Origin of the sequence: Achromobacter sp. JUb104 (assembly GCF_024806975.1) — a bacterium.
Taxonomy (GTDB): domain Bacteria; phylum Pseudomonadota; class Gammaproteobacteria; order Burkholderiales; family Burkholderiaceae_B; genus Achromobacter; species Achromobacter spanius.
The window spans coordinates 106,101-119,992 of the sequence record NZ_JANUEY010000001.1 but is presented as its reverse complement, the minus strand read 5'-3'; the positions used below and the strand labels follow the sequence as shown (position 1 = coordinate 119,992).

The 13,892-nt window shown below is 61.5% G+C and carries 14 protein-coding genes; 12 read left to right on the top strand and 2 right to left on the bottom strand.

Annotated features, from left to right (window positions below; genetic code table 11):
* Positions 1-2: 2 nt before the first annotated feature.
* Positions 3-773, top strand: coding sequence for an enoyl-CoA hydratase/isomerase family protein (locus tag M2361_RS00530; protein ID WP_259245734.1), 771 nt, complete (start codon positions 3-5; stop codon positions 771-773).
* A 95-nt stretch (positions 774-868) separates the two neighbouring features.
* Here M2361_RS00530 and M2361_RS00525 read toward each other — a convergent pair whose 3' ends face one another.
* Both M2361_RS00525 and M2361_RS00520 read right to left on the bottom strand, forming a co-directional pair.
* On the bottom strand, positions 869-2,254 hold the full coding sequence (locus M2361_RS00525; RefSeq protein ID WP_259245733.1) for an amidohydrolase family protein: 1,386 nt from the start codon (positions 2,252-2,254) through the stop codon (positions 869-871).
* A 486-nt stretch (positions 2,255-2,740) separates the two neighbouring features.
* Positions 2,741-3,676, bottom strand: a complete 936-nt coding sequence (locus M2361_RS00520) for a LysR substrate-binding domain-containing protein (protein WP_259245732.1) — start codon at positions 3,674-3,676, stop codon at positions 2,741-2,743.
* A gap of 180 nt (positions 3,677-3,856) precedes the next feature.
* Here M2361_RS00520 and M2361_RS00515 point away from each other — a divergent pair, with 180 nt between their 5' ends.
* The 11 genes from M2361_RS00515 (at position 3,857) to M2361_RS00465 (ending at position 13,879) form a co-directional block, all read left to right on the top strand.
* Positions 3,857-4,606 carry an SDR family NAD(P)-dependent oxidoreductase gene (locus tag M2361_RS00515; protein WP_259245731.1) on the top strand — a complete coding sequence of 250 codons (750 nt, stop codon included), beginning with the start codon at positions 3,857-3,859 and terminating at the stop codon, positions 4,604-4,606.
* A 46-nt stretch (positions 4,607-4,652) separates the two neighbouring features.
* Positions 4,653-5,639, top strand: a complete 987-nt coding sequence (locus M2361_RS00510; protein ID WP_259245730.1) for a TRAP transporter substrate-binding protein — start codon at positions 4,653-4,655, stop codon at positions 5,637-5,639.
* An 86-nt stretch (positions 5,640-5,725) separates the two neighbouring features.
* Positions 5,726-6,241, top strand: coding sequence for a TRAP transporter small permease (locus tag M2361_RS00505; RefSeq protein WP_259245729.1), 516 nt, complete (start codon positions 5,726-5,728; stop codon positions 6,239-6,241).
* 30 nt (positions 6,242-6,271) lie between these two features.
* Complete coding sequence (locus M2361_RS00500; RefSeq protein WP_259245728.1) at positions 6,272-7,531, top strand: TRAP transporter large permease; 1,260 nt, start codon at positions 6,272-6,274, stop codon at positions 7,529-7,531.
* Positions 7,532-7,562: 31 nt separating this feature from the next.
* Positions 7,563-8,417 (top strand): transketolase, encoded by an 855-nt coding sequence (locus M2361_RS00495; RefSeq protein ID WP_259249203.1) that lies wholly within the window; start codon positions 7,563-7,565, stop codon positions 8,415-8,417.
* On the top strand, positions 8,414-9,418 hold the full coding sequence (locus M2361_RS00490) for a transketolase family protein (protein WP_259245727.1): 1,005 nt from the start codon (positions 8,414-8,416) through the stop codon (positions 9,416-9,418). Before M2361_RS00495 ends, M2361_RS00490 begins: the two co-directional genes overlap by 4 nt.
* 170 nt (positions 9,419-9,588) lie before the next feature.
* A complete protein-coding gene (locus tag M2361_RS00485) occupies positions 9,589-10,689 on the top strand; it encodes an NAD(P)-dependent alcohol dehydrogenase (protein ID WP_259245726.1) in 1,101 nt (366 codons plus the stop codon).
* Positions 10,689-11,561 (top strand): L,D-transpeptidase, encoded by an 873-nt coding sequence (locus M2361_RS00480; protein WP_259245725.1) that lies wholly within the window; start codon positions 10,689-10,691, stop codon positions 11,559-11,561. The genes M2361_RS00485 and M2361_RS00480 overlap by 1 nt, the downstream gene beginning before the upstream one ends.
* Before the next feature lie 66 nt (positions 11,562-11,627).
* On the top strand, positions 11,628-12,281 hold the full coding sequence (locus M2361_RS00475; protein ID WP_259245724.1) for an STN domain-containing protein: 654 nt from the start codon (positions 11,628-11,630) through the stop codon (positions 12,279-12,281).
* Entirely contained in the window at positions 12,278-12,793 is a 516-nt protein-coding gene (locus tag M2361_RS00470) for a sigma-70 family RNA polymerase sigma factor (protein WP_259245723.1), read from the top strand. Before M2361_RS00475 ends, M2361_RS00470 begins: the two co-directional genes overlap by 4 nt.
* 105 nt (positions 12,794-12,898) lie before the next feature.
* Complete coding sequence (locus M2361_RS00465; protein WP_259245722.1) at positions 12,899-13,879, top strand: FecR domain-containing protein; 981 nt, start codon at positions 12,899-12,901, stop codon at positions 13,877-13,879.
* Positions 13,880-13,892: the final 13 nt, after the last annotated feature.

Below are 13,892 nucleotides of genomic sequence, written 5' to 3'. Positions count from 1 at the left end.
ACGTGAGCGCACTCGTCAATCTCAGTATCGATGGCCATGTCGCCATCATCGAACTCAATCGTCCCGAGAAGCTGAACGCGATGACGCCCGAGATGGCCGACCTGCTGATCGCGGCGGTGCAGCAATGCAACACCGACTCGCAGGTGCGCGCGGTGATCCTGACCGGCGCGGGCCCCAAGGCCTTCTGCGCCGGCTCGGACATTACCGAGCTTGACCGCTACGCCACGCCCTGGGATTTCCGCAATCGGCTTGACTACTGCGACTGCGTGCGCATGTTGAAGAAGCCCACGGTGGCGGCGATCAATGGCTATACCTTCGGCGGCGGCCTGGAGATGGCGTTGGCCTGCGATATCCGCATCGCCTCCGACAACGCGCGCCTGGGCGCGCCCGAGATCAAGCTGGGCTGGATCGGCGGCGGCGGCATGACGGCGCAGCTTGTCCATGCGGTCGGCCCCAGCAACGCCGCACTGATGGTGCTGACCGGCGACCCTATCCGCGCCGAGCAGGCGCTGGCCTGGGGCCTGGTAAGCGAGGTGGTGCCGCAGGAGCAGTTGCGCGAGCGCGCACAAGCGCTTGCCTCCACCATTGCGTCGCGCGCGCCGATCGCAGCCGAGACGGCACGCGTCAATCTGCGCGCCGCGCTGTCGATGCCGCTTGAGAAAGCCGTGGAATACGAGCGCGACCTACAGGCGATCTGCTTCGCCACCGCCGATGCCAAGGAAGGCCGGAAGGCATTTGAAGAAAAGCGCGCACCGAAGTTCGAGCGGCGCTGACGGGTGGGGGGGAGCCGCCCCCACCCGCTTTCGATACGCCAGTTGAAGCCATTGCGCGACGAGTTGGGAGGCAGACCCTTGACTGCCTCCCGACCCTACTTCACCAGCGCGTTCTTGACCAACACGCCGTCCTTGACGATCAGCAGAAATTTACGCTCGGCATCACCGACCAGCGATAAGTCCTGTAGCGGATTGCCGTCGACCAAAATCAGGTCTGCCAGTGCACCTTCTCGAACCTCGCCCAGGTCGCCGCGATACGGATTGCGTGCACCAGACAATTTAAGCAGTTGCGCATTGCCGCTAGTAGCCATCTTGAGCACCTGTGCGGGCGTGTACCAGCGCCCAAGGCTCGCCAGTATTTTCCCCTGTTGCTCAGCCAACTGGCTTGAAAACAGAATGTCGGTACCAAACGCGGTCTTCAACTGATGCTTGATCGCCAGCTTGTAGGTGCGGTCCGTACCAGCGAATACCTCCAGTGCTTTTTCCCGCTCGTCGGAACCAGGAGGAAACACCTCGGCGAGTGCATCGGGAAACGGCTGCGTGCTTAGCCAAGCGCCCGAGCGGGCGAGCATGGCAGCGGTTTCGTCGTCCAGCAAACTACCATGCTCGATGCTGAGAACGCCCGCTTTGAGCGCGCGCTGTATCGCCGCCGGCGTGTACGCGTGTACCGATACATAAGTGCCCCAGTCCGTTGCAGCGGCAACTGCCGCGCTCAACTCGGCTTCCGTGAACGTCACCACATCAAGCGGACTGTGTGGTGACGACACCCCTCCCCCTCCGGTCAGCTTGATTTGCGTGGCGCCGCGCATCAGTTGTTCGCGCGTGCGCAGGCGCACTTCGTCCGGACTGTCGGCAATAGAGCTGTCGCCCACGATGTCATGACGCGACGCAGGCGCCCCCAACGTACGCGGCAGATCGTTCGTACTGCGAAAGTCGCCATGGCCGCTGGTTACGCTGATCATCGCGCCTGAGGGGTAGATACGCGGCCCCGGAATGACGCCTTGATCAATCGCGGTTTTTAGCCCGAACACTGCGCCGCCTAAATCACGCACGGTCGTGAATCCACGCATTAGCGTCTTTTCAGCTTCAACACCCGCCACCAGGTTCAAGTAACCGGTGTCTTGCGTCAGTGCCACCGCTACCGGCACACCGACGAACATGCTGTGCCAGTGTGCATCGATCAACCCAGGCATCAATGTCCGTCCGCCGGCGTCGATGACCTGAGCACCGTCCACGTTGATTTTTTGGCGTGATATCTGCGCAATGACGGAGCCGCGCAGCAGCACATTGCTGGGTTCGGACAGATCCGGCGATATGCCATCAAAGATGCGCACGTTTTCGATGAGAACAGGGCGGTCGTTCTGACGGGGCGAGGCCAGTGCCGCGGGGGGCGCCGCTACATTCTCGTGGGACAGCGCGACAGGATGGGACGCGAAAAACAGCGTCGCGGCGCACAGCAAAACTGCGGGTTTAACGTCCATAAGAGCTCCTTCGAGGAAGCGAACTTGACGGAAACAACGCGGAAATGAGAGTGACGCTGAGCTTTCAACACGGCAAGATGGCTGCGCCACCGTACTGGATCGCGGAGACTCACTGTTACGACCTGGTCGAACGCAGCGGCTTACCGGTCAGCATAGATGAGCCTCTTAATGCGCACAATTTTTTAATGTGCTTGGCATGTGGGCCGGTTCAGCATCGCCGCGCACGACTGGGACGAATCCCTGAACCGGATCGCCCCGGCAAGCAACGGTCGGCCGTACCGCCTGCTGACGCCGCCCCAGGAAACGCCGGTTCTGCTTGATGACGCGACGCAGCAGTTTCCCCGTTGGTGGCACCGTGGTTAGCGCCGCACGACAGGCGACCTACTCGCACGATCAACATCTCCCCGAATTACCTTCCCAATCCGCGCCCCGGTGCTTTCGCCACCCCGCCAAGCCACGCCGAAGAAAACGCGCTTCCAAGGACCCCTAAGGATTCGCGCTCCAAAACGCCAGAATCTCCTTCTGCTGGCTCAGCGCTCGCGTCTTGGCTGCTTCGCTATGCAACCAGGACAGAAAGGCCTCGACGGCTGGCCGCCTGGCATGGCGTTCCGGGTACACCGCGAAGTGTGCTTTTATGCGAATCGATTTTTCCATGCCGAACGGCGCCTTGAGCTTGCCATCCGCCAGATGCCCGCCCGCGTTCATTGCACTTTCCAACGCCACTCCCAAGCCTTGCGTGGCGGCGTCAAGCGACATCTGAGCGCGGTCGAAGCGCAGCGAAAAGCGGTCCGGCGCCTTCACCTTCGTAAAGCGGACGAACCAGTCAGACCACTGAACAACACTGACATTGCTCTGGATGAGCGGCACCTCCAGCAACTGTTCCACCCGCTTGAGCTTGTGCGCCGTCATGAACGCAGGACTTGCCAGCGGAACGATGGACTCTTCGAATAGCGGCTCCACCATCAAATCACCCCACTGCGGGATGCCGTAGCGGATATCGATGTCCGCTTGACCCAGCGCAAAATCACTGGGGGTATGAGCGGCCGACAAGTTCAGTGAGATATCGGGATGGGCCTGGGCAAAGTGCTGCAATCGCGGCATGAGCCAAAGGCTGGCAATGCTGGGGGCCGAGTGCACGTACAGACTATTTCGGATGCCGTGCTGCAAATCGTCGGTGGCGGTGGCGATGGCATTCAGTGCGGCCCCCACGTGCATCAGGTAGTGCTCGCCAGCAGGGCTAAGGCGCACACCGTGCGCGCTACGTTCAAACAGGCGTATGTCCAACTGTGCTTCCAGCTTGGAAATCTGATGGCTGATCGCGGACGGCGTCAGATGCAGCTCTGCCGCCGCCAGCGCAAAACTTCGGCGGCGCGCGACGGCTTCGAACGCTTGCAAGTTCGCAATGGGCGGCAAGGCCGGCATGGGGACAACCCTGTTTTAAAGTGACGATTCTTCATCTTACGCTGATGTTTTATCGTTTGTCATCATCTTGACCGACTCTTAGAATCCGCTCCTATAACAGGAGACAAAGGCTACATAGAAGCCTATATAGACTCGCCGTATCCGTCTCCTGCGTTGGTTAACCCATAGGAGACAAACCAGATGTTGCTCAAGGATCAAGTCGCCATCATCACCGGCGGCGCCGGCGTCAATGGCCTAGGCTTCGCCACCGCTCGCCTCATGGCAGCCCAGGGCGCCACGGTCGTCATCCTGGATCTTGAACGCGCGGACCCAGCGCACGCCGCCGCGCAGTTGGGTGAACGTCACCTTGGCCTTGTTGCTGACGTGACGGACAAAGCCTCATGCGACGCCGCCGCGGCCACCGTGGTCAAGACTTTTGGCCGGATCGATACGCTGGTCAACAACGCCGGCATTACTCAACCCGTCAAGACGTTGGAAATCACCGGGGCGGATTACGACCGCATTCTGGACGTCAGCCTTCGCGGCACGCTGTATATGTCGCAGGCGGTGCTTCCCACCATGCGCGAACAACAGAGTGGATCCATCGTCTGCATCTCGTCGGTGTCGGCCCAGCGCGGCGGCGGCATCCTGGGTGGCCCCCACTACTCCGCGGCCAAAGCAGGCGTACTTGGCCTTGCACGCGCCATGGCACGCGAATTCGGGTCGGAGAACATCCGCGTCAACTGCATCACGCCTGGGCTGATTGGCACCGACATCATCAAAGGCAAGCTCACCGAAGAGAAGAAGGCAGAGATCGCCGAGACCATTCCGCTTGCCCGTCTGGGCCGCGCCGAGGATATCGCCGGTGCCTGCGTATTCCTGGCCAGCCCGCTCTCCGCCTACTGCACCGGCATCACCCTTGATGTCAACGGAGGAATGTTGATCCACTGACCGTTTTAATGCCACACCAATAACTATCACTATCGGAGACAAAACCATGCAAACCAAGAGCCTGACTCGTGCCCTGTTCATCGCCTTTGCCCTGTCGGCTGCCGTGCCGCTTAGCGCACAGGCGCAGGTCACCAAGCTAACCCTGGGGCACGGCGCCGCGCCTGACAACCCCCGTCATCAAGCGGCGGTCAAATTCGCAGAGGTCGTAAAGGCCAAATCGGCCGGCCGGATCGAAGTTCAGGTTGCTCCCTCGGCCCAGTTGGGCGACGACGCGGCAATGGTGACCGCGGTCCGTACGGGCGCGCTGGACATGACCGCCAATTCGCAGGGGGCTGTGTCGGTTGCGGTTCCCGAATACGCGGCTTTCGGCATGCCGTTCATGTTCTCGACTCCGGACCAGGCCTTCAAACTTCTGGACGGCCCGCTTGGCCAGGAACTGGCGAAGAAGACGGCCGAAAAGGGCATGGTGGTGCTTGGCTATTGGGACAACGGCATCCGCCACATGACCAACAGCAAGCACCCGATCGCGAAGGTCGAGGACATGAAAGGCCTGAAGATGCGCACCCCGCCCGATGCGGTCCTGGTGGACATCATGCAGGCGCTCGGCGCACAAGCGCAGCAGATCAAATTCGCCGAACTGTACGTCGCGCTGCAGCAGGGTGTTGTGGATGGGCAGGAGAACCCCCTCGTGAATTTCCACGCCAGCAAACTGTACGAGGTGCAGAAGCACTTGGCGTTGACGAGCCACATGTTCCAGATGACGCCCTTCCTGATGAGCAAGCGCAGTTGGGACCGGCTGCCCGAGGCAGACCGCAAGGTGCTGCAAGAAGCCGCCGCCGAGGCAACCCAGCTTCAACGCAAACTCTCGGCCGACGCCGATGCCAAGTTGCTCGACGAGCTGAAGGCAAAGGGTGTGCAGGTGACCACCGTGAACAAGGCCGAGTTCGCCTCGGCCACGGCTGCGGTTGACGAAAAATGGCTCGCCACGCCCATCGGCCCGTATCTGAAGAAGGTGATTGCCGCGACCCGCTGATTGTTGACGCGAGCTCGCCTTTCTTCCCCCCAGCCGCCGCGTGGGTCCTTCCGACTTGAAGGCCCACGCAGCCTAAGGAGTTTGCAATGATTTTCATCGAACGGGCCGTCGTCGGCCTGTGCCGTCTGATGCTGTGGCTCAGTACGGTCGTCATCTTCTTCATCTTGGTGATCAACACTGTTTTGCGCTACGCGACGGGTAGCAGCCTTCAATGGGCCAATGAAGTGCCCGAGCTGTTGTTCCCTTGGCTGGTGATGTCTGGCGTTGTGTTGGCCGCGGCGCACGGCGCCCATATCACCACCAGTTTCCTGATGGATGCCGTACCGGCAACGCTACGGCGATGGACCGCGATTGGCACCTGGCTGGCCGTCGCCGCGCTTTACGGCACGCTTGCTTGGGCGACTTACCAGATGTTGGGGATCGTGCATGATGAAAAATCACCCATTCTTCAAGTTCCCGGCTCAGTGACCTATGGCTGCGTCATGGGTGGAATGCTGATGCTGTCGCTACTTGCCCTTAAGTCAGCTTGGAACGCCTGGCAGTCCCAGCCGGTAGAGCGCGCTCCAAACGAAGAGGCCGCCGTGCCTGAAGCGCACTGGTAGACCCACAAAAATAGCGCAAAGGAACCAACCATGAGTGGACTTCTCTTTCTCGTATTTATTGGGTCGGCCGTACTGGCAATGCCCATTGCTCACGCGCTGCTGATGGCAGCCATGGCGGCGGCCGCCACCTCTGACCGCGTCCCGCTTGATCTGCTTGTTCAGCAGATGGTGTCTCAAGTTCAGAGCTTCCCGTTGATCGCCATTCCCTTCTTCATGCTCACCGGATCGCTGATGATGGGCGGGCGCTTGGGCGTCGCGTTGGTCGGGGTGCTGTCGACCCTGATCGGCCGCTACCATGGCGGCCCGGCGCAAGTGGGCGTGCTTTCATCCACGCTATTCGGCGGCGTCTCGGGTTCCGCGGTGGCCGATGCATCAGCCATCGGCTCGTTGCTGATTCCCTGGCACAAGCGCCTGGGCTACCCACCCGCGTTCTCCGCCGCCACCTTGGCCGCGGCGGCGACGATCGACATTCTGATCCCGCCTTCCATCCCATTGATTCTGTTCGCCCTGACCGCCAATGCCTCCATCGCGGCGCTGTTCGTCGCCGGCATCCTGCCCGGCATGCTGATGTGCGGCGGTTTCATGTTCATGTGCTGGTGGGTCGGGCGGCGCCGCAACTTCCCTCGCGATACGACTCCCATCGTGTGGTCGGCGTTTCGTACGCATTTGCTATACGCCTCGCCCGCGCTGCTGTTGCCGGTACTGATCGTGCTTTTCCTGCGGTTTGGCATCGCGACGCCCACCGAGGTCGCGGTCTTGTCCACGTTGTACGCCGCCGCTGTTTCGGCAGTGTTCTACCGCGACTTATCCTGGAAGCGCCTCAATGACGCGGTGGTAAGTGCCGGACTGGCCACGGGTGTCGTGCTGCTGGTGATCATGGCCTCTTCCGCCATCGGCTGGCTGCTCACGTATGACCAAATGCCGTCGGGAGTCGCCAACTGGGTCACCCAGAACGTGCACGAATCCTGGCTGATCATCTTCACCATGAACGTGATGATGCTCTTCGTTGGCATGTTCATCGATCTGCCTGCCGCGGTGCTCTTGTTGACGCCCGTGTTCCTGCCGCTGGCGCAGAGCATCGGCATGGACCTCACACAGCTGGGAATCATGATGGTCGTGAATCTTGCCATCGGTCTCTACACCCCACCGGTCGGCACGACGCTATTCATAACCAGCGCGCTGGCAAAGGTCAAGGTTGGCCAGACGGTGCGCGAGCTGGGCCCTTTCTATCTTGTGGCCTTCCTGGTGCTGGCGCTGGTTTCCTACGTTCCGGCGTCCATCCTGCACTGATGACAACTTCATTTTTCTATCGGGAATGTTCATGACGACTTCTGCCGAAACGCTATCCACCTTGGCGCGCTGCGCCTATCGAATCCGCCGCTACGCTCTGCGCATGGGCGAAGTCCAAGGGCAAGGCTACATCGGCCAAGCCCTCGGCTGGGCCGATGTTCTGGCCGTGGCTTACGGCCACGCACTCAAATTCAAACCGGAAGATCCCGCGTGGGAAGGCCGTGACCGTTTCCTGCTTTCGCATGGCCATTACGCCATTGCGCACTACGCGGCTTTGATAGAAGCCAGGATCATTGAAGAAGACGAGCTCGACACCTACGGTAGCGACGACAGTCGCCTGCCCATGAGCGGCATGGCAACGTACACACCGGGAATGGAAATGTCCGGCGGATCGCTGGGCCAGGGCTTGGTGATAGGCGTGGGCATGGCCCTGGGTCTGAAGCAAAAGCGGAATCCCGCCTTTGTCTACAACTCCATGAGTGATGGCGAGCTTGATGAAGGTTCTACCTGGGAGGCCGCCATGTCGGCCGCGCATCACCAGCTTGATAACCTGATCTGCCTGGTTGACATCAATAACCAGCAGGCTGACGGGCCATCGGGCAAGGTTTTAGGCTTCGAACCCTTGACGGATAAATGGGCTGCGTTTGGCTGGCATGTGCAGAGGGTTGACGGCAACGACCTGGCCGCCGTGTTCGACGCCTTTGAGAAGGCGCGCAATCTGAAGGACGCCAAGCCGCGCGTCATCCTCTTTGACACGCTTATGGGCAAGGGCGTGCCATTCCTTGAAACCCGCGACAAGAATCACTTTATCCGGGTCGACCCACCTGAATGGCAGCAAGCCCTGGCTGTCCTGGACCAATCCGCGCCCGAAGGAATTTCCGCATGAACACGGTTATCGAGAAAAAGCCACGTCTGACCACTTCAGCCATGATTGCGTCCATCGCCGGCGAGGGCCAGCGGGTGGTGACCGCACCATTTGGAAAAGCACTGGTGGAGCTGGCCAGGGATCGGCCGGAAATCGTGGGAATGACCGCCGATCTGGCGAAGTACACCGACCTGCATTTATTTGCACAAGCCTATCCTGATCGCTTCTATCAGATGGGGATGGCGGAACAACTGCTCATGGGTGCGGCCGGCGGTATCGCCAAGGAAGGACTCATTCCGTTTGCCACCACTTATGCCGTGTTCGGCACACGCCGTGCCTACGATTTCATTCACCAGGTGATTGCCGAGGAAAACCTCAATGTGAAGATGTGCTGCGCCTTGCCCGGACTGACTACCGGGTATGGTCCCAGCCATCAGGCGACCGAAGACCTGGCCATGATGCGTGGCATCCCTGGCCTGACCATCGTTGACCCTTGCGATTCTCTCGACATCGAACAAGCGGTGCCTCAAATCGCAGCCCACAACGGCCCCGTCTATATGCGCCTGCTTCGCGGGCACGTGCCGCTGGTGCTGGACGAATACGATTACCAGTTTGAACTGGGTAAAGCGAAGCGCTTGGTGGACGGCGACGACGTTCTCATCATCTCCAGCGGCTTCATGACCATGCGCGCGCTTGAAGTGGCGAATGCGCTAAAGCAAGACAACATTGGCGTAGCCGTGTTGCATTGCCCAACCATAAAGCCGCTGGACGAAGCCACCATCCACGCCGAGGTGCAGCGCAAGCCGCGCCTGGTGGTCGTTGCCGAAAATCATTCAGTAGTGGGTGGCTTGGGCGAAACGGTAGCAAGCTCGCTGCTGCAAAACGGCGTGCAACCCGCTCGCTTCCGCCTGGCGGGTCTGCCCGACGCGTTCCTCGACGCGGGGGCATTACCCACGCTTCATGATCGCTACGGTATCAGCACGGAAGCGCTATCGAATCGCTTGAAGAACTGGCTGAAGTAAGGGATGGGGGTGGGCGGCGGCTTGGGCCGGGGGGGGTTGGACTAAACCGGATAGTTGACTTTGGTCAATTGGCGGGCGCCCTGAAGGACTAAGCTTCCAGAACTTCCCTATGCCATGCGGTACTGGTTGTGGACGTACACGCCATCGGCGCCGCTTCCGTGGAGACCGGTATGACTGCCAAGATGAAAGCCGCCGTATTCGCGGGCCCGAACCGTGTCGAAATACGTGAAAAGCCCATTCCTGACGTGGGGCCCAATGACGCCTTGATGCGGATTACCACCACCACCATCTGCGGAACCGATATTCATATCGTCAAGGGTGAATACCCGGTGGAAAACGGCCTGACGATCGGCCACGAACCCGTCGGTGTCATCGAAAAGCTCGGAACCGCGGTACGCGGCTACACCGAAGGCCAGCGCGTGATTGCCGGCGCGATCTGCCCAAGCTTCAACTCCTATGCGGCTCAAGATGGCGCGCCCTCGCAGGACGGCACCTACCTGGTCGGTATGGGCATGTGCGGATGCCATGGGTACCGCGCCACGGCGGGATGGCGATTTGGCAACATGATAGATGGCGCCCAGGCGGAGTACCTGTTGGTCCCGGATGCCGAGGCCAATCTTGCGCCGGTGCCGGATGCGCTGAGCGACGAGCAGGTGCTCATGTGCCCGGACATCATGTCCACCGGCTTTAAAGGCGCCGAGAACGCCAACATCCGAATCGGCGATACGGTGGCGGTATTTGCGCAGGGGCCGATAGGGCTCTGCGCCACGGCCGGCGCCAGGTTGTTGGGCGCCACCACCATCATTGGGGTGGATGGAAACGCGCAGCGGCTGGCGATGGCGCAGGCCTGGGGCGCCGATGTCGTCCTGAATTTTCACGAGTGCGATGTCGTTGAGGAAATCTTGCGGCTGACAGGCGGCAAGGGCGTCGACTCCGCGATTGAAGCCCTGGGGCAGCAGAGCACATTCGAGTCTGCGTTGCGTGTCCTGAAACCCGGGGGCACCTTGTCCAGCCTCGGCGTCTATTCAAGCGACCTGACAATACCGGTTTCGGCTTTCGCCGCGGGCTTGGGCGATCACAAGATAAACACGGCGCTTTGCCCTGGCGGCAAGGAGCGCATGCGACGCCTGATGAATGTTCTGCAGTCCGGGCGGCTGGACCTGACGAAGATGGTCACGCACCGCTTCGGCCTTGACGACATCGCGCAGGCCTACGACCTGTTCGCGAACCAGCGAGACAACGTGTTGAAAGTGGCTATTCGGCCGTTCTGATGCAACGTGGCCGAACGCTTTCCTCCGGCGCTGCGGTTCTTTCCAGACGGCGGCGCAGGCATCGCGCCATCTTCTCGATGGCCTGGCTTTTCGTTGCCGCCCTGGCGCACGGCCAGGGGGCACTGCAACCGGCCGACGTAGCCTCCGCATATAACCGGGAAGTGTCGCCTAGGCTTGCGTTGCCGGATGCCGAACGTGTCCGTTACGGAGAACTGGCCAACCATGCGCTGGTGTCCGCCGGCCTCTCCTTGTTGGCGCCTCAATACGTCGTCATCGCCGACCGAAACATCTACGTGCAGGCGGTATTCGTATATTGGTTGCACCCTGTTGCGCCGCCCCTGTATATCGGCGCATCCCCCGCCTCTACCGGGCAAGTCGGCACGTTCGACCATTTTGAGACGCCGACCGGCGTGTTTCCCCATACCTTGGGTAACCCTGACTACCGCGCCGAGGGCATTAAAAATGCGAACGGAATCCTCGGCTATGGCGTGAAGGGCATGCGCGTTTACGACTTTGGATGGCAGGACGCCCGCCAAGGCTGGGGCGCGGAGCGCATCGCTACGATGCGTTTGCAGATGCACGCGACCGACCCCTATTTGCTCGAGGCAAAGCTTGGCACTCCGCAGTCCAAGGGCTGCATTCGTATCCCGGCGACGCTAAACGAATTTATCGACCGTCTTGGCCTGCTGGATGCCGAGTACGAACTCGCCGCGGATTTAGGCATCCAGCCCTGGGTATTGCGCGCACAAAGAACACCGACATACGGCGCGGGGCGCTATCTGATTGTCGTCGACACGGAGCGTCGCACCCGCCCGGACTGGTCGCCTCGACGCTTGATCAATCTGAAAAATTCGCCAGGTCGAAGTAACTAAATTGTCATCGCCGCGCCTTAGCATGTGCGCTCATTCGCCGCCGACGTGCACATAGGCCTGAGGCACATGCAGAAAATACTAGCGACTTTGGCCGCCGGAGCGGTCATTGCCTCGTCTGTACCCGCGGCTGCCCAGATCCCGACCGTTAGTGATCCTGTGTCGGCCTACGACCTCGACTGGCCGCGTCAGCCGCTACATGATGCTTTGCAACGATATAGTCAGTTGACCGGAGACTCCGTGCTGTATGACAGTGGCCAGACGGCGGGAAAAATTGCGCCGGCGTTGACCGGCCGCTATACCGCCAGCGAGGCGCTGACGAGGATGCTGGCGGGTACAGAGCTGCGGCCTCATTACACCGCTCCGAAAGCCCTGCTGCTGAGCCCCCGGACGCGCACCCCGCCCGCCCCAGTGCCACCCATTTCGCAAGCCGCCCGACAGCAATTCTATGGTCTGCTCCAGACCCGGGTGCTCGCGGCGCTCTGCGCCCGCCCGGACTTGGCCACGGGAGACTACCGCGTCGCGTTACGTGTGAATCTGGATCACCTGCACGCCATGTCGGATGTCGTGGTCCACGCCACGGGCCGACCCGAGATGGAGGCAGCCTTGCGCGAGACGCTCGCCGGCCTGCCCATCGGCGCCCCGCCGCCCGGATTCGGGCTGCCCGCAACCCTGCTGATCACGCCCGAGGCTGCACGCCGCTATGGCGGCTGCGTGCCATGAGCGGTGCCGGTTTGGCCGCGCTTCGGCGCCTGATCGCCGAGCGCTACGACGCCATCAAGCATCAGGTATCCCGCCGACTGGGCGGTGCGTCCGACCTGGCGGGCGACGCGCTGCACGATGCCTATATGCGCTTGTCCGTGCGCGACGACCTGGATGCCATTCGCCACCCGCAGTCCTATCTGGTCAACACGGCCGTGCACGTGGCCATCGACCGCATCCGGCACGATGTGCGGCTGCTCAGCGAAAGCGAGGTGATTGAATTTTTCGACGTCGCGGACGCCAGCCCCGGGCCGGACGCGGTGATGCAATCACGCTCGGATTTGGCGCAGATGTTCAAGGCGCTGGACGCGCTGACGCCGCGTCAGCGCGATATCTTGCTTGCCGCGCGCGTGGATGGCCTGTCGCGGCCCGATCTGGCCAAGCGCTGGGGCATATCGGTGCGCTTGGTCGGGCGTGAACTACAGACCGCGCACGAGCATTGCGTACGGGCGATGGCGCGGACGGAGGAATAATTGCAAGAAAGTGTTCATTTCGCTCCGAAGGAGTTCCGTTCCGGCTTCGTGAAAACGTCTAGATATCAGAACGGCGCAAACAGCGCCGCGCAAGCGACTCAACCCATGGATTCCAACCTTGACCCAGGCATTGTTCCCGACCCCGCCATTGAGCGCGAGGCCCATGCCTGGGCGCGCATTCTGGCGACCAATGCGCCCACCACGCAGGACGGCGACGCTTTCAAGGCATGGCGCGCCCAAAGCGCGGCGCACGAGCGCGCCTGGGTAAACGCCGCGCGCGCCTGGAGGGAACTGGGCCACATCGCGCAGGCCTACAAGGCGTGTAACCCAGCGCCCGCCCCGACCCGCTCGACTCCGGCCAAGCCAAGCAGAAGGTGGTTCCTGGCGGGAGGCGCCGGCGCCTTCGCCAGCATGGCGGCAGTCGCACTGGTGCGGCCACCTTTTGGCCTGTGGCCGTCATGGGCGCAAGCCAATGCTGACTATCGCACCGTCACGGGGGAACAACGCAGTATTGCGTTCGCGGGCCAGCGCCTTGAGCTGGATCTGAACACACAGACCAGCATCAACGTGTCGACTCAGGGCGCCGAGCCGCGCATTGAGCTTGTGTCAGGCGAAGCCGCGATCCGCGCCGCAAGAAGTCAACCCTGCGCGGTGCTCGCCGGGGCGGCGCGCATGCGCCTGGCCACCGGAGACATCGAGGTGCGCCGCTTGCATGACGACCGTATTCACCTGCGCTGCAACAGTGGCCAGGTCGAATTGACGCATCCGAAAGCCACGATGCTGCTGGCAGCGGGGCAGCAGGTCAGCTACGACGCCGACTCGCTCGGCGCACCGACCGTCTTCACCCAGACAGTGTCGGATTGGCGCGGAGGCATTGTCAGTTTTCATGACTTGCCGCTGAACCTGGCGGTAGACGAAATCAACCGATATCGGCCTGGTCGTGTGGTGCTGATGAACGAAGCGCTGGCGCGGCATCGACTGAGCGCGCGCTACGAGGTGAAGAACCTGGACCAGGCCATTGCGCAGATCCAGCAGTTGTACGGCGTGTCGGTGCGTCGCGTGGGCGATGTGGTGTTCTTGAGCTAAGACGGTCTGCGCA

Bases quoted from the DNA above. Each gene is read 5' to 3' on its own strand.
- M2361_RS00525 (WP_259245733.1), bottom strand. From the start codon at position 2,254: ATGGACGTTAAACCCGCAGTTTTGCTGTGCGCCGCGACGCTGTTTTTC.
- M2361_RS00520 (WP_259245732.1), bottom strand. From the start codon at position 3,676: ATGCCGGCCTTGCCGCCCATTGCGAACTTGCAAGCGTTCGAAGCCGTC.
- M2361_RS00515 (WP_259245731.1), top strand. From the start codon at position 3,857: ATGTTGCTCAAGGATCAAGTCGCCATCATCACCGGCGGCGCCGGCGTC.
- M2361_RS00510 (WP_259245730.1), top strand. From the start codon at position 4,653: ATGCAAACCAAGAGCCTGACTCGTGCCCTGTTCATCGCCTTTGCCCTG.
- M2361_RS00505 (WP_259245729.1), top strand. From the start codon at position 5,726: ATGATTTTCATCGAACGGGCCGTCGTCGGCCTGTGCCGTCTGATGCTG.
- M2361_RS00500 (WP_259245728.1), top strand. From the start codon at position 6,272: ATGAGTGGACTTCTCTTTCTCGTATTTATTGGGTCGGCCGTACTGGCA.
- M2361_RS00495 (WP_259249203.1), top strand. From the start codon at position 7,563: ATGACGACTTCTGCCGAAACGCTATCCACCTTGGCGCGCTGCGCCTAT.
- M2361_RS00490 (WP_259245727.1), top strand. From the start codon at position 8,414: ATGAACACGGTTATCGAGAAAAAGCCACGTCTGACCACTTCAGCCATG.
- M2361_RS00485 (WP_259245726.1), top strand. From the start codon at position 9,589: ATGACTGCCAAGATGAAAGCCGCCGTATTCGCGGGCCCGAACCGTGTC.
- M2361_RS00480 (WP_259245725.1), top strand. From the start codon at position 10,689: ATGCAACGTGGCCGAACGCTTTCCTCCGGCGCTGCGGTTCTTTCCAGA.
- M2361_RS00475 (WP_259245724.1), top strand. From the start codon at position 11,628: ATGCAGAAAATACTAGCGACTTTGGCCGCCGGAGCGGTCATTGCCTCG.
- M2361_RS00470 (WP_259245723.1), top strand. From the start codon at position 12,278: ATGAGCGGTGCCGGTTTGGCCGCGCTTCGGCGCCTGATCGCCGAGCGC.
- M2361_RS00465 (WP_259245722.1), top strand. From the start codon at position 12,899: ATGGATTCCAACCTTGACCCAGGCATTGTTCCCGACCCCGCCATTGAG.